This is a genomic window from Pseudophaeobacter leonis (assembly GCF_002087335.1).
Taxonomy (GTDB): Bacteria; Pseudomonadota; Alphaproteobacteria; order Rhodobacterales; family Rhodobacteraceae; genus Pseudophaeobacter; species Pseudophaeobacter leonis.
Window position 1 is genome coordinate 64,584 of record NZ_MWVJ01000001.1, and the last position, 19,796, is coordinate 84,379.

Genomic DNA, 19,796 nt, shown 5'->3' on the forward strand with positions numbered 1-19,796 from the left:
ATATGACGTCTCTAAACAGGCTTTTCAGGCCCAAAACCATTGCTGTTGTCGGCGGTGGAGACTGGTGCCGTTTGGTGATTGAGCAATGCCAGAAGATGGGTTTTGACGGCCAGATCTGGCCGGTCCACCCCAAGGCAGATACCCTGGCAGGATTGCCAGCCTACCGCGATGTCGCCAGCTTGCCGGATGCACCCGATGCAACATTTGTCGGGGTCAACCGCTTTGCCACCATTGAAGTGGTACGGGCCCTGGCCGCACGTGGCGCGGGGGGTGCGGTCTGCTTTGCCTCTGGCTTTCTTGAGGCGCAGGCCGAAGACCATGAGGCGGCGGATCTGCAGGCGCAGCTTTTGGCGGCGGCGGGCGATATGCCGTTTCTGGGGCCAAATTGCTATGGCTTTATCAACTACCTGGATGGCGCCCTGCTGTGGCCTGATCAACATGGCGGCAAGCGGGTCGACAAGGGCGTCGCACTGATCACCCAAAGCTCAAATATCGCGATCAACCTCACCATGCAGACGCGTGGCCTGCCCGTTGCCTATGTGGTGGCGGCGGGCAATCAGGCGCAGTCCGGCATTGCTGCCATCGGCGCCGCCCTGCTGCAGGATGACCGGGTGACCGCCCTGGGGCTGCATATCGAGGGCTTTGGCGATCTGCGCGCCTTTGAGGCGCTGGCTGCACAGGCCCGGAGTCTGGGCAAATCTATTGTGGCGCTGAAGGTGGGCAAATCTGCCGAGGCGCAGGCCGCAACAGTGTCGCATACCGCATCGCTTGCGGGCGGAGACGCAGGGGCTGCGGCCCTGTTGTCACGTCTGGGTATTGCGCGGCTGGAGGATTTGCCGACGTTTCTTGAGACCCTGAAACTGTTGCATGTTACCGGCCCGCTGGGGTCGAACCGCATTGCCTCGATCAGCTGTTCGGGCGGCGAGGCCAGCCTGGCGGCGGATACCGCCCATGATCTACCGCTCAGCTTTCCGGCGCTGAATGCGGCGCAACAGAGCAATCTGCGGGTGGCATTGGGGCCGATGGTGGCACTGGCAAACCCGCTGGATTATCACACCTATATCTGGCGTGATTCCGCCGCGATGACGCAGGCCTTTGCCGCGATGATGGATCCCTCACTGGCGATGACGTTGCTGATTGTTGACTTTCCGCGCCCTGATCGCTGTTCTGCCAGTGACTGGGACTGCGCCATTGAGGCGGCTATCGGCTCGCAAAAGCTCTCTGGCGGCAATGTTGCCATGGGGGCCACCCTGCCCGAGCTTTTGCCCGAAGTGGTGGCCGAGCAGCTGATGGCAGCAGGCGTGGTGCCCTTTTGTGGCTTGCGCGAGGCTCTGGAAGCCTGCGCGGCCGCCCGTTTTTCGCAACCCGTGCTTTCAGAGCCGCTCTTGCTGCCGACGCCAACAGTGGAGCCCAGTCTGATCCCCGAGGCCGAGGCAAAGCTGCGATTGTCAGACTATGGTCTGCGGGTGCCAAAATCGCTGCGGGCAAAGACCCCTGGCGCGGCACGGGCCGCTGCGGCTGACATTGGCTACCCGGTGGTGTTAAAGGGCGAAGGGGTTGCCCACAAGACCGAAGCCGGGGCCGTGGTGCTGAACCTGCAAACAGGTGGCGCGGTCAGTGATGCAGCGGCGCAGATGCCAGCCACACGGTTTTTGGTGGAAGAAATGGTCACAGGCGCTGTGGCGGAGCTGTTGATTGGCGTGGTGAAAGATCCGGCGCATGGCTTTGTCCTCACCCTTGCGGCAGGGGGCACCCTGGCCGAGGTGCTGCAAGACAGCGTATCGATACTGGTTCCGGCCAGCGATGCCAGGGTTCTGGCCGCGCTGGATCAGTTGCAGATATCCAGGATTTTGGCAGGATACCGTGGCCAGCCGGCCGCTGATCGCGGCGCAATCCTGCGTGCAGTGCAGGCGGTGCAGGCCTATGTCCTGGCCGAGGCCGAGGCTTTGGAAGAAATTGAAATCAATCCGCTTTTGTGTACACCCAGGGATGCGGTGGCGGCGGATGCGCTGATGCGCAGAAAGGACTTTATGCGATGACTGATGGCACAACGGACCTTGGACCCGTCAAAATCCGGCGCGAGGACGCAATTCTGGAGGTGACGCTGGATCGCCCCAAGGCCAATGCGAGATTGATCTGGCCACTAGCAAGGTGATGGGCGAGGTGTTTCGCGATTTTCGCGATGACCCGGAGCTGCGTGTCGCGATCCTGACCGGTGGCGGCGAAAAGTTCTTTTGCCCCGGATGGGATCTGAAGGCGGCAGCCGATGGCGATGCGGTAGATGGCGACTACGGTGTCGGCGGCTTTGGTGGCTTGCAAGAGCTGCGCGATATGAACAAGCCGGTGATCGCTGCCGTCAATGGCATCGCCTGTGGCGGTGGGCTGGAGCTGGCAATCTCGGCCGATATGATCCTTGCGGCAGAGCACACAACATTTGCCCTGCCCGAGATCCGGTCCGGCACTGTGGCGGATGCCGCCTCGATCAAGCTGCCAAAACGCATTCCCTATCACATCGCCATGGAGCTGTTGCTGACCGGGCGGTGGGTTGATGCTGGTGAGGCGCATCGCTGGGGGTTGGTGAACGAGATCGTGCCGGGCGGGCAGCTGATGGACCGGGCCTGGGAGCTGGCGCGACTGCTCGCCTCGGGTCCGCCGCTGGTCTATGCGGCGATCAAGGAGGTGGTGCGGGATGCCGAGGATTGCAAGTTCCAGGATGCCATGAACCACATCACCCAACGCCAGTTGCGCAGCATTGATGTGCTGTATTCCAGTGATGACCAGCTGGAAGGCGCACGTGCCTTTGCCGAAAAGCGCGATCCGGTCGGGAAGGGTCGCTAAGGGCAAGGGAGCGCTCCCGCCCCTGCCGCAGCAGTCAGAGACTGCCACTTTAGGGTTGGGCCTGGCACCGCGCTGGCGCGCGGTGCCAGGCAGTCCCTTGTGTGCGTTGAGGCCGGAGCGGCCGGGAGTTCAGGCCTTGTTGAACAGCGCGATAAAGGCTGTGTCGTGGCGGTGCTCTGCGCTGGCTGCTGCGCCGTAGATCGAGACTTCTGGCAGAGAAAAACCGGTGATTTTGCCGTCCTGTTCCAGAGCGGCGAAGGCTGTTTCAAAGCCAGCCAGATGGTAGAACTTTTTGTTGATTGACAGGGCAAACTGCGCGCCCCGCTCGGCGACACGGAGCAGTTCTGGAAAAGCCTCAGGGCCGATGTGGCCATGGGTGAAGGTGCCTGAGGAGACGACGCCCTGATAGCGGCCATCGGGCACTGGAATACCGCGGAGAAGATCGGCTTCGATCACGGCGCGGTAGATGTTTTTCTTCGTGGCCTCTGCCAGCATGTCAGCGCTGATATCGGTGGCCTCTAGCTGTGACACCCCGAGATCGGACAAGGCCTGACCGCATAACCCGGTTCCGGCGCCGGCATCCAGAACCGGCCCCCGTTTACCGGACATCAGTCCACCCGCTGTGACAAAGGCCTGTGCGGTTTGAAACGGCAGGTGATAGCTTTGTTGCGCGGCAAAGGAGAGATCATAGCTTTTGGCCCAGTCGGCATAGAGCCGTTTTGAGGCGGCGGGCGAGGTCAGATCATAGGCGGCGGCAAGATCGGGTGCGTCATTTGTCATCCTGCCATCAAAGACCGGCAAAGGATTCGAATCAAGTCTTGCACCTTTGCGGGCTTCTGCCCATTTAGAGACTATGCAAAATACACTTCTTTGTCTTGGCTGTGGGTATACTGCGCGGGCTTTGGTACCGCAGCTTTTGGCACGGGGTTGGCGGGTGCTCGGCACCTCTCGTGAGGCGACAACTGTGCCCGGTGTCGAGATGCTTACCTGGCCCGGAGATGCGATAGAGCTGAGTGGTGTGACGCATATCCTCAGCTCGATTGGCCCAAACGCACAGGGTGATCCGGTTTTGGCACAACTGCGCGCGAGATTGCGGCTGCGGCTCCCGATCTTGTGGGTGGGCTATCTGTCGACCACGGCTGTCTACGGTGACCGCGACGGGGCCTGGGTGGATGAGGCAGCCGGGGTTGCGCCCACCAGCGAGCGCGGCAGCTGGCGCGCCATGGCAGAGGTGCAATGGCAACAGATCCCCGACCTGCCGCTACATATCTTTCGCCTTGCCGGGATCTATGGCCCCGGACGCGGCCCCTTTGCCAAGCTGATGGCAGGCAAGGCGCGGCGCATTGTCAAACCGGGGCAGGTGTTTTCCCGCATTCATGTGGATGACATAGCGCAGTCGCTGCTGGCCTCGATGGATCAGCCACATCCGGGCGGGATCTATAACCTCTGTGATGATGAGCCCGCGCCGCCGCAGGATGTTCTGGGCTATGCAGCCGAGCTTTTGGGCATGCCGGTGCCTGCCGAGGTGCCATTTGACGAGGCTGGCATGACACCGATGGCGCGCAGTTTTTATGGTGAAAACAAGCGGGTGCGGAACAACCGGATCAAGGATGAGCTGGGCATTGAGCTGCTCTATCCCAGTTACCGTGAGGGTTTGCAGGCGGTATTGCTGGCCGAAGACATGAAGGGTTTTGTGCCCCCGGCAGAGCCCCCTGCGCTGTAGTCGTATAGGTTTTGTCGTGATCAGCTTTCAGACCTTGGGCCGATCATAGGGGAGATGGCATCAATGGTCTCAAGAATGGATTGATGCGACCTGGCGCGCGGACTGGCCAAGCGCTTTTGCTGGATCCGTGACTCGTTGGGTTTGTCCAGAAGGCGCAGCTCAGGGAAGCGCGGTAGCCACCTGAAACCGCTCTCGAAAGAGACCCGAACAAAGGGGATTACGCGCGTTTCTCGCCAATCTGCGCAACACCCAGCACCTCAAGCACCTTGGCTTCGATCTGCGGCGCATTCATCGCGGCGACCTCATACATATCGGCAGGGCTGGCCTGATCGATGAAGGTATCGGGCAGCACCATCGAGCGATATTTCAGGCCGGTATCAAACACGCCTTCCTCGGCCAACAGCTGCGCCACGTGGGAGCCAAAGCCGCCCACAGCGCCTTCTTCAATACAGATCAGGGCTTCGTGATTTGCAGCCAGATCCAGAATCATCTCACGGTCCAGCGGTTTGGCAAAGCGCGCATCGGCAATTGTCGGCGTGATGCCTTTGGCCGCGAGCGCTTCTGCCGCTTTGCGGACCTCACCAAGGCGGGTGCCAAAGGACAGCAGCGCCACGCGCGCGCCCTGTTGGATCATCCGGCCTTTGCCGATTTCCAGCACTTCCGGGATCTCGGGCATCTCGACGCCTTCGCCCTCACCGCGGGGATAGCGAAAGGCGATGGGGCCGTCGTCATAGGCGGCAGCGGTGTGGACCATATGGACCAGCTCGGCCTCGTCAGAGGCAGCCATCACCACCATGCCGGGCAGGTTGGACATAAAGCCGATATCAAACGAGCCCGCATGGGTGGCGCCATCAGCGCCAACAAGACCCGCGCGGTCGATGGCAAAACGCACCGGCAGGCGCTGGATGGCGACGTCATGCACCACCTGATCATAGCCGCGCTGCAGGAATGTCGAATACATGGCGCAAAACGGCTTCATCCCGCCCGCCGCAAGGGCGGCGGCAAAGGTAACGCCGTGTTGTTCGGCGATGCCCACGTCAAAGCAGCGCGACGGGTAACGCTCTGCCATCAGGCTCAGACCGGTGCCATCGGGCATGGCGGCGGTCACGGCGCAGATCTTGTCGTCCCTGGCGGCCAGTTTTACCAGTTCATCGCCAAAAACCCCGGTATAGGAGGGCGCGTTTGAAGGCGTCTTTTGCTGCTTGCCGGTGACCATATCGAATTTGGCGGTGGCGTGGCCTTTGTCGCGGGCGGCCTCGGCGGGGGCGTAGCCCTTGCCTTTTTTGGTCAGCACATGGATCAGGATCGGCCCCCTGGCGCGGGCCTTTACGGTGCGCAGCACCGGCAGCAGCTGGTCCATGTCGTGGCCATCAATGGGGCCGAGGTAGGAAAACCCAAGGGATTCAAACAGGGTGCCGCCCACGGCCATACCTTTGAGCATATCCTTGGCGCGTTTGGCCCCCTCCCGGAAGGGTTCCGGCAACAGGGAGGCGGCGCCCTTGGCGACGGCGCGCAGCTCCTGAAAGGGTTCTTCGGCATAAAGCCGCGACAGATAGGACGACAGCGCGCCGACGGGGGGCGCAATGCTCATCTCATTATCGTTCAGGATGACAAACAGACGTTTGTCCAGATAGCCGGCGTTGTTCATCGCCTCAAAGGCCATGCCTGCCGACATCGAGCCATCACCAATCACCGCAATAGCATCACCGAGGCCCTCGGGCACCACGCCGCCGAGATCACGGGCGACGGAAAACCCAAGTGCGGCGCTGATCGAGGTGGAACTATGGGCGGCCCCAAAGGGGTCATAGGGGCTCTCTGAGCGTTTTGTGAAGCCAGAGAGGCCGCCCTTGGTGCGCAGAGTGCGAATGCGGTCGCGGCGACCGGTCAGGATTTTATGCGGGTAGCTTTGGTGCGAGACATCCCAGATCAGGTTGTCGCGGGGGGTGTCAAACACCGCATGCAGCGCCACGGTCAGCTCGACCACGCCCAGACCAGCCCCAAGATGGCCACCGGTGACGGAGACTGCCGAGATGGTTTCCTGCCGCAGCTCATGCGTCAGCTGCAGCAACTGGCTATCGCTCAGGCCCTTCAGGTCTGCAGGGCCTGCGATCTGGTCCAGTAGCGGGGTATGAGGCCGATCAGACATGGCTTCTCCTTCAGGCGGTTCCTGTGGGCAGCTCGAAAGAGCCAGACACAGATGCGGAACGGCGCACTAGCTGTCGCGGGCAATAACGAAACGCGCCGCTTCCTTCAAGTTTTCTGCCTGATCCCCGTAGGGCGCCAGCGCAGAACAGGCCGCGTCACACAGATCGCTTGCGCGTTGTTTGGCCGCCTGCAGGCCAAGCAGCGAGACAAAGGTCGCTTTGCCCGCCTCAGAGTCCTTGCGCAGGGCTTTGCCCATCTTGTCCGCGTCCCCTTCGATATCCAAGATGTCGTCGGCGATCTGAAAGGCAAGGCCAAGGGCGGTTGCGTATTGTCGCAGCGGCGCAGAATCCGCCCCGGCCAAAACTGCGCCAGACGTCGCAGACCATGCGATCAGGCACCCGGTTTTGCGGGCCTGCAGCCGGGTGATTTCAGCAAGGGTCAGGGGCGTGGTGGCGGTTTCGGCCGCGATATCCAGCATCTGTCCCTGGACCATGCCATCCTTGCCCGCCGACTGCGCCAGATCCCGGATCAGTACCAGCGCATTTGGCCCCAGGTCTGGCGAGGCCAGCAGCTCAAAGCCAAAGCTTTGCAGACTGTCGCCGGCCAGCACTGCCATGGCCTCATCCCATTTGCGGTGCAGGGTGGGTTGTCCCCGTCGCAGATCGTCATCGTCCATGCAGGGCAGATCGTCATGCACCAGTGAATAGGCGTGCAGGCATTCGATCGCGAGGGCCGCATCCAGCGCCGGAGCCTGGGCGACACCGTGCAGGCGGGCACTTTCCAGCACCAGAAACCCGCGCAGCATCTTGCCGCCTCGAACCGCATAGCGCATCGCCTGATGCAGGGTGTCTTCGCCGGCCAGGCGCAGATCCAGATGGGCAGAAATCAGCCTTTGGGTTTGCTGCAAGGCAGCAGCGAATCCGAGGCCCGAGGCATCCAGCGCAGTCATGGTCTCAGCCTGCGTCCAACCCCTGGGTGCCGGTCGGGGTGCCGCTGGCATCCAGCGTGATGGCGGCGACTTTTTCTTCGGCGCGCTTCAGCTCGTCTTCGCAGCGCTTTTTCAGCTCGGCGCCGCGTTCATACAGCGCGATTGAGGCATCCAGAGCCACATCGCCACGCTCAAGCTGGCCAACAACGGTCTCCAGCTCACGCATTGCCTGTTCAAAGCTCATGTCTTTTACGGAGGGGGCGGTGGTCTCACTCATGATGCTGCCTTTATCAATTCTTCCACATGCGCGCGGCTGGCCTGCGCAAGGGCGTTCAGATCATATCCGCCTTCCAAAGTCGAGACGATACGCCCCTCACAAAGCTCAGCCGCCAGCGCGCAGAGTTCCGCCGTCAGCCAGGCAAAATCAGCGGTGCTCCAGTTGAGGCTGGCAAGGGGGTCGTCCTGATGCGCGTCAAAGCCGGCCGAGATGATGATCAGCTCTGGTTTGAAGGCGCGCAAGCGCGGAAAGGCCTGCGTGGTATAGGCCGCGCGCATCTGGTCGCCGCCGGAGTCTGGCGGCAGCGGCATGTTGAGGATCTGGCCGTGACTGCCGTCTTCCTCCACCCGGCCAGAGCCCGGCCAGAGCGGCATTTGCTGGCTGGTGATGAACAGGGCGCGTGGTTCGGCCCACAAAAGGTCCTGGGTGCCATTGCCGTGATGCACATCAAAATCCACCACCGCGACCCGTTTCAGCCCGTGGTGGTCCAGCGCATGTTTGGCGGCCAGGGCGGCATTGCCAAAAAAGCAAAAGCCCATGGCGGTCTCTGTCTCGGCGTGGTGCCCCGGCGGGCGAATGGCGGCAAAGGCGTTTTGCACCTCGCCACCCAGCACCATATCCACCGCGCGCACCGCAGCCCCTGCGCCGCGAAAGGCGGCCTCGAGTGAGCCCGGTGACATAAAGGTGTCGCCATCAATCTGGGCATAGCCTTCGCTCGGGTTGGCCGCGCGCAATGTGTGCAGGTGGCTGGCGGGGTGAATGCGCAGGATATCATCCTCGGCCGCCAGAGGTGCTGTGACCCGCTTTAGATCAAGGGTTTCCAGCGCGTGCAGCACATGTTCAAGACGCGCCACCCGCTCGGGATGGCCTTCGGGGGTTTGGTGCAGCAGACAGTCGGCATGGGTGATCAGGGCAGTGGTCATTCGGCAAGTCCTGTTATCTAGGCTCAAAAGAGGCTGGAGTTGACGGCAAGGCGGTGGAGCAAAGGGTCTTGTTCATTTTTGCACCCCGCAGCGAAGGGGCGCTGGTTGATGGAAGAGACGTGTCGAAGCTGCCAGAGGGCAGCCAGCGTGGCCCGGCAAACCTATCATATGCCCGAACTGCCAACTTGCCTAACTGCCTGCAGAAACTTTCGAGCCTCCCTTTGGTCTTAGTCGGGCGCCAGCATGTAGCCAGCTCCGCGCACCGTCTGCAGGTATGGCTGCTGTTTGGGATTGGGCTCAATCTTGCGCCGCAGCCGGGTGATTTGCACGTCGACTGCCCGCTCCTGGGCCTGCCCCCGGTCGCGGCCAAGGTCTTCGACCAGTTTGCTGCGGCTGACAGGCTCGCCGGTGCAGGACGAAAAGATCTTCATCAGCTGGCTTTCGGTTCCGGTGAGCCGGACCAGCTCGTCGCCCTGCCACATCTCACCGCGTTCGATGTCGTAGCGGATTTGCCCCAGATGCAGCACCTTGGGGGCGCTGTCCTGGGCCGAGGTATCTGGAACCCGCCGCAGGATCGCATTGACGCGCAGCAACAACTCCTTGGGCTCAAACGGCTTTGGCAGATAGTCATCGGCGCCCGCCTCAAAGCCGGTGATCCGGTCTTAGGTGTCGCCCTTGACGGTGAGCAGCAGGATTGGAGTGGTCATGGTTTCGCGCAGCGATTTTGTCAGCGAGAAGCCATCTTCCCCCGGCATCATCACATCCATGATGATAAGGTCGAAATCGAGCCCGGCAAGAACACGTCGCGCATGCGCCGCATCGCGGGCCGCTGTGACCAGAAATCCAGCCCGCATCAGGAATTTCTTGAGCAAGCCGCGAATACGCTCATCGTCGTCGATGATCAAAAGATGCGAGTCAAATGTGCTCATGATCCTGTTTCCCGCAAGTTGATGTAGGCCCGACGCATATCCGCATCCATCATCGCCTCCAAAACCTTTCTAAACCCCTGTACCGCCTCGGGGCCTGCGTCTTTGTAGGCGGCGCGCATCCGGGCGCGCTGGGCGTCCGAGAGCCTTGCCTCAAGAGCCTTACCAGCCTCGGTAAGATGGAGATGACGTTCGCGCTTGTCTGCGACACCCACGCGGCTTTCTACCAGGCCATCGCTGATCAGGGTCCGCAGCACACGGTTCAGCGATTGTTTGGTCACGCCCAGAATGGTCAGCATGTTGTTTACGGTGGTGCCAGGCGCGCGGTTGATAAAGTGGATCGCGCGGTGATGGGCACGTCCGTAGGACAGGTCTGCCAAAATGCGGTCCGGATCGGCGGTAAATCCGCGGTAGGCAAAGAACATAGCCTCGATACCCTGACGCAGCTGCTCATCGGTTAAAAAGAGCAGGCTTTCTCCGCCAAACCCCTGGCTTGACCGTCCTGTTGACCGCCCGTTTGAGCCACCCTCTGGCATGGTGCTCTCCCCTCTTACTCGCCTCAGTCCCTGTGGTCGAGTTTATGTCAGCTATATTGACATTCCAAGGGTGAAGATGTATCGAATCGCAGCTTTGGCGCAAGAATATGTCCGTTTCGGTCATTTGTTGCGCAACTTTTGGAAATATTGACCTGCTTTGAGGAGGCTGTGGCATGGCTGGATATGATGATCGTGACGGTGTGATCTGGATGGACGGAGAACTGGTCGAGTGGCGGGACGCCAAGGTGGACGTCCTGACGCACGCGATGCACTATGCCTCTTCGGTCTTTGAGGGGGAACGCGCCTATAACGGCAAGATCTTCAAAAGCCGCGAACATTCCGTGCGTCCGCTCGCCAGCGCCGCTGCGCTGGACATGCCAATGCCCTATTCGGTGGATGATATCGAGGCCGCTAAAGAAGAGACCCTGAAGGCAAGCGGTCTGACAGATGCCTATGTACGGGCGCTGGTCTGGCGTGGCTCGGGCGAGGACATGGGGGTCGCGTCAGCGAAGAACCCTGTGCGGATGGCCATCGCGGTCTGGGGCTGGGGGGCCTACTACGGCGATGCCAAGATGCAGGGCGCCAAGCTGGACATTGCCGAATACAAACGGCCCAGCCCCGAGACCATCCCGGTGCACGCCAAGGCCGCCGGTCTCTACATGATCTGCACCATCTCCAAACACAAGGCCGAGGCCAAGGGCTGCTCGGATGCCTTGTTCCTGGACTATCGCGGCTACGTGGCCGAGGCGACCGGCGCCAATATCTTCTTTGTGAAAGACGGCGAAGTGCACACGCCGCTGCCCGACTGCTTCCTCAACGGGATTACCCGTCAGACCGTGATTGCGATGCTCAAGGACAAGGGCATCACCGTGCACGAACGCCGCATCTTGCCAGAAGAGATGGAAGGCTTTGAACAGTGCTGGCTGACCGGTACCGCTGCCGAGGTGACGCCTGTAGGTGAGATCGGTCCCTATAAATTTGAGGTGGGCCAGATGACCCGCGACATCGCTGCCGAATACGAGGCGTTGGTGCGCAGCTGAGACGGCTTTCCCTGTTAAATTGAAAAAGCGCGGAAGATGCCTTCCGCGCTTTTTCTCTATGAGCACCAGAGGTGCGGTTGGGGATCGCCGCGCTTTCATCTTGCTACAAATACCTCGGAGCGCGAGGCAGAGCCTCGCAAATGGCCTTGTTTGGGGCTCAGTTTACCTGAGTTGTGACCTCGACATTGCCGCGCACGGCATTTGAATAGGGGCAGATCTTGTGCCCGGCTTCTGCAATGCGCTCGGCCTCAGCCTTGTCGACGCCGGGCATGGTCACTGTCAGGGTCACAGCAAGTCCAAAGCCGCCTTCTGCCCGGGGGCCAATGCCAACACCGGCCTCTACCGAAACATCAGCCGGCACTTTGGCAAGGCTGGTGTCCTGTGTCGTGGCAAACTGCATGGCGCCGATATAGCAGGCGGCATATCCGGGGGCAAAAAGCTGTTCGGGGTTGCTGCCCTTACCGTCGCCGCCCATGGCGGGGGGCGTTGCCGGAACCACATCAAGTCCGGATTCTCCCACGACGGCACGGCCATTGCGGCCTCCGGTTGCAGTTCCTGTGGCGGGGGAGACGGGAGAAATGCTCATCGGTGGATCCTCGTTTGGGTGGCAATTGGTGCCATTTACATCGTGCGCGATTTAAATAGGCAAGGAAAAGACCTGTGGCAAGGGGTTGCGATTTAATCGTGTGCGATTTATTTTCACATCATGCTTGATCGTGCCCTCTCTCTTGATGAATTGCTGTGCTTTGCGCTTTATTCCGCCAACAATGCGATGGGGCGGCTGTATCGTCCTATTCTGGCGCAGCACGGCCTGACCTACCCGCAATATCTGGTCCTGGTGGCGCTCTGGCAGCGTGACGGGCAAAAGGTGAATGATCTGGGGGCCGCGCTGACCCTCGAATCAAACACCCTGACGCCGCTACTCAAACGTATGGAGGCGGCTGAGCTTGTGCAGCGTCGTCGCAACCCCGAGGACGAACGCAGTGTGATCGTGAGCTTGACCGCAAAGGGTCGGGGCTTGCAGCAAGAGGCGGCAGGGATCTCTCGCTGTATTCTCGCGGCTGCGGGCGATGATGTTGCGGATCTTATCGATTTGCGGAGCAAGATCCAGCAGTTGGCGACACGGCTGAACGCCTCGGACTAAATCACTCGCCGATTAGCGCCTGACCCATTCAGCCGCCTTTTGGATCAGTGAGAGACCGTGCCTTGCCGCGCACCAGACCAAGGCGGCTTTCGCGCCAAATCACCAGGATATTCCCCAAAATCACCAGCGTCGCCCCGGCCAGCATCACAGCCGTCGGCAGTTCTGCGAACCAGATGTAGCCAATCGCAATGGCAAACAGCATCGAGACGTAGTCATAAGGCGCCAGCATTGAGGCCGGGGCAAAGCGATAGGAGGAGGTCACCAAAATCTGCGCCACACCGCCAACCAGACCGGCGCCAACCAAGAGGGTCAATTCCCGCAAATCCGGCACAACCCAGCCAAAGGGCAGGGTCAGCAGCGACAGCAGCGAGGCTGTGATGGAAAAGTAGAACACGATGGCGGCGGTATTTTCGGTCATCACCATGCGGCGAATGTGGATCTGCACAAAGCCCCGCGCGATGGTGGCAGCAAGAATCAGCAAGACCCCCATAAAGGCGGTGCTGGACATATCAGCGCTGCCGGTTAGGCGGGGATAGATCATGATCAAAACCCCCAGCAGACCAATACCCACAACCCTAATCCGCACCAGACGAATGCGCTCTCCCAGAAACACCGCTGCCAGAATCAGGGTAAAGATCGGCGTGGCGCAGCCAATGGCCGTGACCTCGGGCAGCGGCAGCATGCCCAGCCCCATAAAGGTCATTGCCATAGCAGAAGTGCCAACCAAGCAGCGCCAGACATGGTTCATGGGGCTTTGGGTTTTCAATCCGTGCTTCAGGTCGCCGCGAATCGCTAGCCAGACAACAATGACCGGGATGGCAAAGAACGACCGAAAGAACACCGCTTCTCCGGCCGGTACTGTATCCGATACCGCTTTGATCAGTGCAGAAAGGGCCGTGAACAAGCCTATAGCCACCACCTTCAGGGCGATGGCCAGCATGGGTCGATGCGATGTTAACGGTTTTGCCATGGCACGGACCCTGCGCCCCTGCAGCTCAAAGATCAATGGGTTGATTTCTGCGCGGCCACTGTCCCGCATTCCGCTGAAATGCTATGAGGGCGCAGATGTAGGATGCCGCGCCCAGGGGTGCAGGCCAATGACCAGAGCCACAGCGCAGGTCTCAGGTCAAAAACCATAGCAGCAGGGTGAGGCTGATAAAGGCGCAGCTGGTGGCCGTGAGCATTGCCAGGCTGGCGGCACCTTCCAGCCCCTGGCGCTGGGCAAGCACGGTATAGATGCCAAACATCGGCATCGCCGCTGACAGAATCAGGGCGCTGTGCAGTGCGGGGCTAAGGCTGATCAGCCCGAATGCGAGCAAACCAGCTGCCGCCAGGGCCACCAGCGCGGGGTGCAGCAGCAGCTTGGTTGCGCTGATCTGCGCCGCCAGTGAGCGGTTGCCATGCAGCGGCAGCCCCACCAGCGAGCCGCCAATCACCAAAAGCGAAACCGCCCCGGCCGAAGCCGCCAACATATCGACAAAGCGCAGGAAGGGTCCGGGCAGCGACAGGCCGGTGAGCGACACCAATATCCCCAGAGCCAGACCGATTAACATCGGCATCTTGGCCAGATCCAGCAGGATACGTCCCAGACGCGGCAGCAAGGGCAGGCCGGGGCCACGGCCTGCCAGCTCGACCAGCAACAGGCAAATCGGGATCAGGAGCAGGTTCTCTACCAGCAGGTTCAGCGCCAGAATGACGCCGGCCAGATCGGGAAAGGCCAGCAGCATCACCGGGTAGCCGATAAAGCCGTTGTTGGGACAGGTCGACCCCATCACCCCAAGGGCGCGCCGCTGCGGGTCGGTGCCGCGCAGGGTGAAAAACAGATAAGACAGGATAATCGTCGCCAGCCCGCCCAGCGCATAGGCCGAGACATAACCGGGCTGGAATACCTGCGCCGGACTGCGCGAGGCCAGTGCAGAAAAGATCAGCGCGGGCAGCGCAATATTCAGCACATAGCGGCCCAGAACGCGCATGTCGGCGGCGGTGAACCAGCCTTTCCAGACCACAAAATATCCCAGCGCCATGGCAGCATAGATGGGAAAGGTAATGCCCAGAATGGCAATCATTTCAACAGATCAGCCCAGTGGTCCGGCAGGTCGGTATCCATTTCCTTGGCCAGTTGCCGCAGATAGGCCAGCATCAGGCGGGCGCGTTTACGCGCAATCGAGCGGCCTTTGTCGGTGGCCATATCACCGGGCAGCTTCAAAAGCTTCAGATGCCAGTGATCAATGGACCAGACCTGATCATCCAGCGGCCGGTTGGCGGCAAAGGGATCATCAGGATCACACAGGGGCCGGTCAATCGTCCCCGCAACCATAAAGGTGCGCGCAATGCCAACAGCGCCCAGCGCATCCAGCCGGTCGGCATCGCGCAAAATCAAGGCTTCAAGGCTGTTTGCGGGCAGCCCTGCGGAAAAACTATGGGCCTCGATCACGTGTTGGGCGGCGGTGATTTCTGCCGCGCTATAGCCCAGATCCCAAAGAATAGGCTCTGATTTATCTGCCGACAGCCGCGAGGCTGTCTCGCGCTCGGGGTGGTCCTTGGGCAGGTTGACCAGATCATGCAGATAGGCACCGGCGATCAGAACCCGCAGGTTGGCGCGGGATGCATCTGCCTTGTTTTCATCGCGGGCAATACGATGGGCATTGGCCCAGACCCGGTCTAGATGCGCGATGTCATGCGCCGGATCCTGCAACATCTGCTCTTTGGCGACGCGGCGCAGTTGCGACTGAAGCTGGTTCAGGCTCATGCGCCGATGGTGCCCTGATTTGTTCCGATCTGGCCGCGATGCAGCAGCAGATGGTCCAGAATCACGCAGGCCATCATTGCCTCGGCCACCGGCACAGCACGGATGCCGACACAGGGATCGTGACGGCCCTTGGTGATCACTTCGGCGGCGGTGCCATCCTTGCGGATCGACTGGCGCGGCGTCAGGATCGACGAGGTGGGTTTTACCGCAAAGCGCACAACGACGTCTTGTCCCGTCGAGATGCCGCCCAGAATGCCTCCCGCGTGGTTGGAGGAATAAACCGGCTGGCCATCATTGCCCATGAAGATCTCATCAGCGTTTTGCGAACCCTTCAGACGCGCGGCATTCATGCCTTCGCCAATCTCCACAGCCTTCACTGCATTAATCGACATCATCGCAGCGGCCAGATCCGTGTCCAGTTTGCTGTAGACCGGCGCGCCAATACCGGCGGGCACGCCTCGGGCCACCACTTCAATAATGGCGCCCACGGAATCATGCGCCTTGCGCAGGCTCTGCAGGTAGTCTTCCCAGTCCTGAACAGCGCCAGCATCCGGCATCCAGAAATCGTTTTGCCCAATGGCCTCCCAGTCAAAGCGCGACCGGTCAATCTCCATCTCGCCCATCTGGGTCATATAGCCGGTGATCTTTAGGTCTGGCACCAGCGCCTTGATGGCTTCACGTGCCACACCGCCAGCGGCAACGCGGGCAGCGGTTTCACGCGCGGATGAGCGGCAGCCACCGCGATAGTCGCGATTGCCGTATTTCTGAAAATAGGTGATGTCGGCATGACCGGGCCGGAAGGTCTGGGCGATATCGCCATAATCCTTTGAGCGCTGGTCGGTGTTCTCGATCATCAGCTGGATTGGCGTGCCGGTGGATTTGCCCTCAAACACACCCGACAGGATCTTAACTGCATCGGGCTCATTGCGCTGGGTCATGTTCTTGTTTTGCCCGGGGCGACGCCGGTCCAGCCACTGCTGCAGCATCTCCGGCTCCAGCGGCACATTGGGCGGGCAGCCGTCAACGGTTGCCCCCAGCGCGGGCCCATGGCTCTCGCCCCAGGTGGTGACGCGGAAAAGATGGCCAAAGCTGTTCATCGACATATGCTGGGATCTCCTTTGCGAGATGTGCTTAGCGAGACGGTGGCCATGGCTCAAGAGCTATTGCGGTTTCGCTTGTCTTTGCCGGGGCGCAGACTTAGGTTCGCGACACCTCGGGGAGCGTTGTGACGCTGAGATGCCTGAGCTGAGAAATCAGTCCGGCGAACCCGTAGAACCTGAACCGGCTAGAACCGGCGGAGGGAAGGTTTCGGAGTTCCTCCACCCTTGCCCGATGCCGCAAAGGAGGATGCCATGAAGTATTCTGTTTTTGCAGCGGCACTATTGAGCGTATCGGCAGCCTATGCCGAGACGCCCGAGCTGACTGTATACACCTATGACAGCTTTGTTTCCGACTGGGGCCCCGGCCCTGCGGTGGAAAAAGCCTTTGAGGCCCAGTGCGGCTGTGATTTGAAACTGGTGGGAGCTGGCGATGGTGCCGCTCTGCTGGCGCGGATCAAGCTGGAAGGCGCGCGCTCTGACGCGGATGTGGTGCTGGGGCTGGATACCAACCTCACCGCCGCCGCCAAGGCCACGGGCCTGTTTGCCGATCATGGCGTTTCGGCGGACTACAGCCTGCCCATCGCCTGGGAAGACGCAACATTTGCGCCCTATGACTGGGGCTATTTTGCCTTTGTCCATAATACGGGCGCGACTGTGCCGACTGATTTCAAATCCCTTGGTGCCAGTGATCTGAAGATCGTCATTCAGGATCCGCGCTCGTCCACGCCCGGCCTGGGCCTCCTGATGTGGGTAAAGGCGGCCTATGGCGATGAGGCCCCTGCGATCTGGGGCGATCTGGCTGACAATGTTGTCACCGTCACCAAGGGCTGGTCCGAGGCCTATGGTCTCTTTCTTGAGGGTGAGGCCGATCTGGTGCTCTCCTATACCACCTCGCCGGCCTATCATCTGATTGCCGAAGAGGACGCGGGAAAAGCCGCTGCCGCCTTTGACGAAGGGCATTACATGCAGGTTGAGGTCGCCGGTATTCTGGCGGGCAGCGATCAGCCAGAGCTTGCGCGCGACTTCATGCAGTTCATGGTTTCGGAAGACTTCCAGCCGATCATTCCCACCACCAACTGGATGTATCCTTCGGTGACGCCGGCTGCTGGCCTGCCTGCGGGCTTTGAACCCCTGATCACCCCAGCCGAATCGCTGCTCCTGTCAGCGGATGAGGCTGCAGCTCTGAGCGATGGCGCATTGGGCGAATGGCTCGACGCGCTCAGCCAATAAGCGCACTGCCAGGCGCTGGCGCGGCCCTTGTTGTGGCCGCGCTGATTTTTGGCACGCTGGCGGCGGTGGCGCTGCGGGCCGAAGCCGGGCGTGGCTTTGGCTCCAGCGACTGGGCGGCGCTGCGCTTTACTCTCACACAAGCGGGACTGTCTGCCACGTTGAGCGTCGCACTGGCCATTGGGTTGGCGCGGGCCCTGGCGCGGCGGCGGTTCTTTGGGCGCTCAGTGCTGATTGCGCTGCTGGGCGCGCCGTTTATCCTGCCGGTGATCGTGGCGATTCTCGGTCTGCTGGCGGTGTTTGGCCGCGCGGGCTGGGTCAGTCAGGCGCTGGGCCTGTTCGGGTATGAGCCGCTGCAGATCTATGGGCTGCATGGCGTGGTGCTGGCGCATGTGTTTTTCAACCTGCCGCTGGCAACCCGTCTGATTCTGCAGGGCTGGCAGGAAATCCCGGCCGAGCGCTTTCGTCTTGCCGCACAGCTGAACGCGGGACCCCGGGCGATCTGGCAGCTGCTGGAAGCGCCGATGTTGCTGCGCGTGGTGCCGGGGGCGCTGGCGGTGGTTTTTGCCATATGCCTGTCCAGTTTTGCCGTGGCGCTGACCCTGGGCGGCGGTCCCCGCGCCACCACAATTGAGCTGGCGATCTATCAGGCCTTTCGCTTTGATTTTGATCTGGGGCGCGCCGCCTTGTTGTCGGGGGTGCAATTGGTCCTGACAGGGTTGGCCGCCTTTGTGGCGCTGCGGGTCTCTGCCGCTGACGGGGTGGGCACCGGGTTGGACCGGGCTCTGCGGCGCTGGGACGGAGACACTGGCCTAGCCCGGGGGCTTGATGCCTTTTGGATCCTGTCGGCGGCGCTGTTTCTCATGTTGCCTTTGGCGGCGGTGGTTGCCTCCGGGGCTTCGGGGTTGTTTTTGCTCAAACCCAATGTCTGGATGGCGGCGCTGACCTCTGTTCTGGTCTCGGGCCTCAGCACGGTTGTGTTGCTGCTGCTGGCGCTGCCGATGGCGGCTTCTGTGGCGCTGGGGCGCAGTGCCATGATCGAGGTCGCGGGCATTCTGGGACTTGCGGCCTCACCACTGGTGATTGGCACCGGGCTGTTCATCGTGATTTACCCCATTGCTGATCCCTTCTCGCTGGCGCTGCCGGTGACGGCGCTGGTCAATGCGGTGATGGCGCTGCCCTTTGCGCTGCGCATTCTGGTGCCGCGCGCGCGTGAGGTGATGGCGCGCTATGGCAAGCTGTCGCTCTCGCTGGATATGGCGGGTGGGCCGTTTTTGTGGCGGGTGTTCCTGCCCCGGATGCGGGCACAGGTCGGTTTTGCCGCCGGGCTGGCCGCGGCGCTGTCGATGGGGGATCTTGGTGTCATCACCCTGTTTGCCGACCCCGAGGTGGCCACCCTGCCGTTGCAGATCTACCGCCTGATGGGGGCCTATCAGATGCAGGCCGCAGCGGGTGCGGCGCTTTTGTTGCTGGGGCTCTCAATGGGGGCGTTTTGGATTTTGGACCGCGGAGGACGCTGGCATGCTGAGGCTTGAGAGCTGTCATATTCAGAACGGCGCCTTCACGGTGCAGGCGGATCTGCAGATCAAGGCGGGATCAAAAGTGGCGGTGATCGGCCCCTCGGGGGGGGGCAAGTCCACATTGGTCGAGGCGATTGCGGGCTTTCTGCCGCTGACACAGGGACGGATTCTGTGGCGGGATATGGATCTGACAGAGATGGCCCCGGGCAAGCGGCCGGTTGCGATGCTGTTTCAGGACGGCAATCTGTTTCCACATCTCACCGTGGCGCAGAATGCGGGGCTGGGGCTGCGGGCCAATCTGCAGCTCTCGTCGCAAGAGCAGGCACAGGTGTTGCGTGCTTTGCAGCGCGTTGGGCTGGGTGATTTGGCGGAGCGCAAACCGGCGGCGCTGTCTGGTGGGCAACAAAGCCGGGTCGCGCTGGCGCGGGTGCTGTTACAGCAGCGCGATCTGTTGCTGCTGGACGAGCCTTTTGCCGCCCTTGGCCCCGCACTAAAAGCTGAAATGCTGGATCTGGTGGCTGAGATCGCCTGCGAGACGCATGCCACGGTGCTGATGGTCAGCCATGACCCAAAGGATGCCCGCCGCATTGCGGATCAGGTTATTCTGGTCGCAGACGGCATAGCGCATGCGCCGCTGGCAACTGCTGATTTGCTGGACAACCCGCCCCCGGCGCTCAAAGCCTATCTCGGCTAGGGCGGTGGATCCTCGGACCCACCGCC

General features: G+C 61.3%; 18 protein-coding genes, 2 pseudogenes and 1 riboswitch. Of the genes and pseudogenes, 8 read left to right on the forward strand and 12 right to left on the reverse strand.

All coding sequences use genetic code 11. From position 1 onward, the window contains the following. The first annotated feature begins 2 nt into the window (after positions 1–2). Positions 3–2,039, forward strand: a complete 2,037-nt coding sequence (locus tag B4968_RS00295; RefSeq protein ID WP_083095710.1) for an acetate--CoA ligase family protein — start codon at positions 3–5, stop codon at positions 2,037–2,039. Next, a pseudogene (locus B4968_RS00300) lies at positions 2,036–2,838 on the forward strand (carnitinyl-CoA dehydratase). The gene B4968_RS00295 and the pseudogene B4968_RS00300 overlap by 4 nt, the downstream one beginning before the upstream one ends. 129 nt (positions 2,839–2,967) lie before the next feature. Here B4968_RS00300 and B4968_RS00305 read toward each other — a convergent pair. Continuing rightward, positions 2,968–3,618 (reverse strand): class I SAM-dependent DNA methyltransferase, encoded by a 651-nt coding sequence (locus tag B4968_RS00305; RefSeq protein WP_083095849.1) that lies wholly within the window; start codon positions 3,616–3,618, stop codon positions 2,968–2,970. 73 nt (positions 3,619–3,691) lie between these two features. Between B4968_RS00305 and B4968_RS00310 the strand changes: the two genes are divergently transcribed. Beyond that, positions 3,692–4,561, forward strand: coding sequence for an SDR family oxidoreductase (locus B4968_RS00310; protein WP_083095712.1), 870 nt, complete (start codon positions 3,692–3,694; stop codon positions 4,559–4,561). Between the two features lie 217 nt (positions 4,562–4,778). Here B4968_RS00310 and dxs read toward each other — a convergent pair whose 3' ends face one another. The 6 genes and pseudogenes from dxs to B4968_RS00340 form a co-directional block, all read right to left on the reverse strand. Next, positions 4,779–6,707, reverse strand: coding sequence for a 1-deoxy-D-xylulose-5-phosphate synthase (gene dxs / locus B4968_RS00315; RefSeq protein ID WP_083095713.1), 1,929 nt, complete (start codon positions 6,705–6,707; stop codon positions 4,779–4,781). A 66-nt stretch (positions 6,708–6,773) separates the two neighbouring features. Beyond that, positions 6,774–7,655: a polyprenyl synthetase family protein gene (locus B4968_RS00320; protein ID WP_083095715.1), complete on the reverse strand. Its 882-nt coding sequence runs from the start codon at positions 7,653–7,655 to the stop codon at positions 6,774–6,776. 4 nt (positions 7,656–7,659) lie between these two features. Beyond that, entirely contained in the window at positions 7,660–7,911 is a 252-nt protein-coding gene (locus tag B4968_RS00325) for an exodeoxyribonuclease VII small subunit (RefSeq protein WP_083095716.1), read from the reverse strand. Beyond that, positions 7,908–8,834: a histone deacetylase family protein gene (locus B4968_RS00330; RefSeq protein ID WP_083095718.1), complete on the reverse strand. Its 927-nt coding sequence runs from the start codon at positions 8,832–8,834 to the stop codon at positions 7,908–7,910. Before B4968_RS00330 ends, B4968_RS00325 begins: the two co-directional genes overlap by 4 nt. Before the next feature lie 227 nt (positions 8,835–9,061). Then, positions 9,062–9,763, reverse strand: a pseudogene (locus tag B4968_RS00335) (response regulator). Beyond that, complete coding sequence (locus B4968_RS00340; protein WP_083095719.1) at positions 9,760–10,296, reverse strand: MarR family winged helix-turn-helix transcriptional regulator; 537 nt, start codon at positions 10,294–10,296, stop codon at positions 9,760–9,762. Before B4968_RS00340 ends, B4968_RS00335 begins: the two are co-directional and overlap by 4 nt. Before the next feature lie 173 nt (positions 10,297–10,469). Between B4968_RS00340 and B4968_RS00345 the strand changes: the two genes are divergently transcribed. Further along, on the forward strand, positions 10,470–11,336 hold the full coding sequence (locus B4968_RS00345; protein WP_083095721.1) for a branched-chain amino acid aminotransferase: 867 nt from the start codon (positions 10,470–10,472) through the stop codon (positions 11,334–11,336). Positions 11,337–11,493: 157 nt separating this feature from the next. Here B4968_RS00345 and B4968_RS00350 read toward each other — a convergent pair whose 3' ends face one another. Next, the gene (locus B4968_RS00350) at positions 11,494–11,922 is read right to left on the reverse strand and encodes an organic hydroperoxide resistance protein (RefSeq protein ID WP_083095723.1); all 429 of its coding nucleotides are present in this window, start codon (positions 11,920–11,922) and stop codon (positions 11,494–11,496) included. A 120-nt stretch (positions 11,923–12,042) separates the two neighbouring features. Here B4968_RS00350 and B4968_RS00355 point away from each other — a divergent pair, with 120 nt between their 5' ends. Next, positions 12,043–12,480: a MarR family winged helix-turn-helix transcriptional regulator gene (locus B4968_RS00355; protein WP_083095724.1), complete on the forward strand. Its 438-nt coding sequence runs from the start codon at positions 12,043–12,045 to the stop codon at positions 12,478–12,480. Between the two features lie 28 nt (positions 12,481–12,508). Here B4968_RS00355 and B4968_RS00360 read toward each other — a convergent pair whose 3' ends face one another. From B4968_RS00360 to aroC, 4 genes are all read right to left on the reverse strand, one after another. Next, on the reverse strand, positions 12,509–13,450 hold the full coding sequence (locus B4968_RS00360; RefSeq protein ID WP_083095850.1) for a DMT family transporter: 942 nt from the start codon (positions 13,448–13,450) through the stop codon (positions 12,509–12,511). A 151-nt stretch (positions 13,451–13,601) separates the two neighbouring features. Then, positions 13,602–14,546, reverse strand: coding sequence for an AEC family transporter (locus B4968_RS00365; protein WP_083095726.1), 945 nt, complete (start codon positions 14,544–14,546; stop codon positions 13,602–13,604). Beyond that, positions 14,543–15,229 carry an HD domain-containing protein gene (locus B4968_RS00370; RefSeq protein ID WP_083095727.1) on the reverse strand — a complete coding sequence of 229 codons (687 nt, stop codon included), beginning with the start codon at positions 15,227–15,229 and terminating at the stop codon, positions 14,543–14,545. Before B4968_RS00370 ends, B4968_RS00365 begins: the two co-directional genes overlap by 4 nt. After that, positions 15,226–16,332, reverse strand: a complete 1,107-nt coding sequence (gene aroC, locus B4968_RS00375; protein ID WP_083095729.1) for a chorismate synthase — start codon at positions 16,330–16,332, stop codon at positions 15,226–15,228. Before aroC ends, B4968_RS00370 begins: the two co-directional genes overlap by 4 nt. Positions 16,333–16,433: 101 nt before the next feature. Further along, positions 16,434–16,549: riboswitch (TPP riboswitch) on the forward strand. Positions 16,550–16,581: 32 nt separating this feature from the next. Between aroC and thiB the strand changes: the two genes are divergently transcribed. The 3 genes from thiB to B4968_RS00390 are packed head-to-tail and all read left to right on the forward strand — an operon-like array spanning position 16,582 to position 19,770. Continuing rightward, a complete protein-coding gene (gene thiB, locus B4968_RS00380) occupies positions 16,582–17,559 on the forward strand; it encodes a thiamine ABC transporter substrate binding subunit (RefSeq protein ID WP_083095730.1) in 978 nt (325 codons plus the stop codon). Beyond that, complete coding sequence (locus B4968_RS00385; RefSeq protein ID WP_083095732.1) at positions 17,535–19,091, forward strand: thiamine/thiamine pyrophosphate ABC transporter permease ThiP; 1,557 nt, start codon at positions 17,535–17,537, stop codon at positions 19,089–19,091. The genes thiB and B4968_RS00385 overlap by 25 nt, the downstream gene beginning before the upstream one ends. After that, positions 19,078–19,770 carry a thiamine ABC transporter ATP-binding protein gene (locus tag B4968_RS00390; protein ID WP_083095852.1) on the forward strand — a complete coding sequence of 231 codons (693 nt, stop codon included), beginning with the start codon at positions 19,078–19,080 and terminating at the stop codon, positions 19,768–19,770. The genes B4968_RS00385 and B4968_RS00390 overlap by 14 nt, the downstream gene beginning before the upstream one ends. Positions 19,771–19,796: the final 26 nt, after the last annotated feature.

Bases quoted from the DNA above. Each gene is read 5' to 3' on its own strand.
- B4968_RS00320 (WP_083095715.1), bottom strand. From the start codon at position 7,655: ATGACTGCGCTGGATGCCTCGGGCCTCGGATTCGCTGCTGCCTTGCAG.
- B4968_RS00390 (WP_083095852.1), top strand. From the start codon at position 19,078: ATGCTGAGGCTTGAGAGCTGTCATATTCAGAACGGCGCCTTCACGGTG.
- B4968_RS00330 (WP_083095718.1), bottom strand. From the start codon at position 8,834: ATGACCACTGCCCTGATCACCCATGCCGACTGTCTGCTGCACCAAACC.
- B4968_RS00305 (WP_083095849.1), bottom strand. From the start codon at position 3,618: ATGACAAATGACGCACCCGATCTTGCCGCCGCCTATGATCTGACCTCG.
- B4968_RS00295 (WP_083095710.1), top strand. From the start codon at position 3: ATGACGTCTCTAAACAGGCTTTTCAGGCCCAAAACCATTGCTGTTGTC.
- B4968_RS00310 (WP_083095712.1), top strand. From the start codon at position 3,692: ATGCAAAATACACTTCTTTGTCTTGGCTGTGGGTATACTGCGCGGGCT.
- thiB (WP_083095730.1), top strand. From the start codon at position 16,582: ATGAAGTATTCTGTTTTTGCAGCGGCACTATTGAGCGTATCGGCAGCC.
- dxs (WP_083095713.1), bottom strand. From the start codon at position 6,707: ATGTCTGATCGGCCTCATACCCCGCTACTGGACCAGATCGCAGGCCCT.
- B4968_RS00355 (WP_083095724.1), top strand. From the start codon at position 12,043: ATGCTTGATCGTGCCCTCTCTCTTGATGAATTGCTGTGCTTTGCGCTT.
- B4968_RS00370 (WP_083095727.1), bottom strand. From the start codon at position 15,229: ATGAGCCTGAACCAGCTTCAGTCGCAACTGCGCCGCGTCGCCAAAGAG.
- B4968_RS00325 (WP_083095716.1), bottom strand. From the start codon at position 7,911: ATGAGTGAGACCACCGCCCCCTCCGTAAAAGACATGAGCTTTGAACAG.
- B4968_RS00350 (WP_083095723.1), bottom strand. From the start codon at position 11,922: ATGAGCATTTCTCCCGTCTCCCCCGCCACAGGAACTGCAACCGGAGGC.
- B4968_RS00360 (WP_083095850.1), bottom strand. From the start codon at position 13,450: ATGGCAAAACCGTTAACATCGCATCGACCCATGCTGGCCATCGCCCTG.
- B4968_RS00385 (WP_083095732.1), top strand. From the start codon at position 17,535: ATGGCTCGACGCGCTCAGCCAATAAGCGCACTGCCAGGCGCTGGCGCG.
- B4968_RS00345 (WP_083095721.1), top strand. From the start codon at position 10,470: ATGGCTGGATATGATGATCGTGACGGTGTGATCTGGATGGACGGAGAA.
- B4968_RS00365 (WP_083095726.1), bottom strand. From the start codon at position 14,546: ATGATTGCCATTCTGGGCATTACCTTTCCCATCTATGCTGCCATGGCG.
- aroC (WP_083095729.1), bottom strand. From the start codon at position 16,332: ATGTCGATGAACAGCTTTGGCCATCTTTTCCGCGTCACCACCTGGGGC.
- B4968_RS00340 (WP_083095719.1), bottom strand. From the start codon at position 10,296: ATGCCAGAGGGTGGCTCAAACGGGCGGTCAACAGGACGGTCAAGCCAG.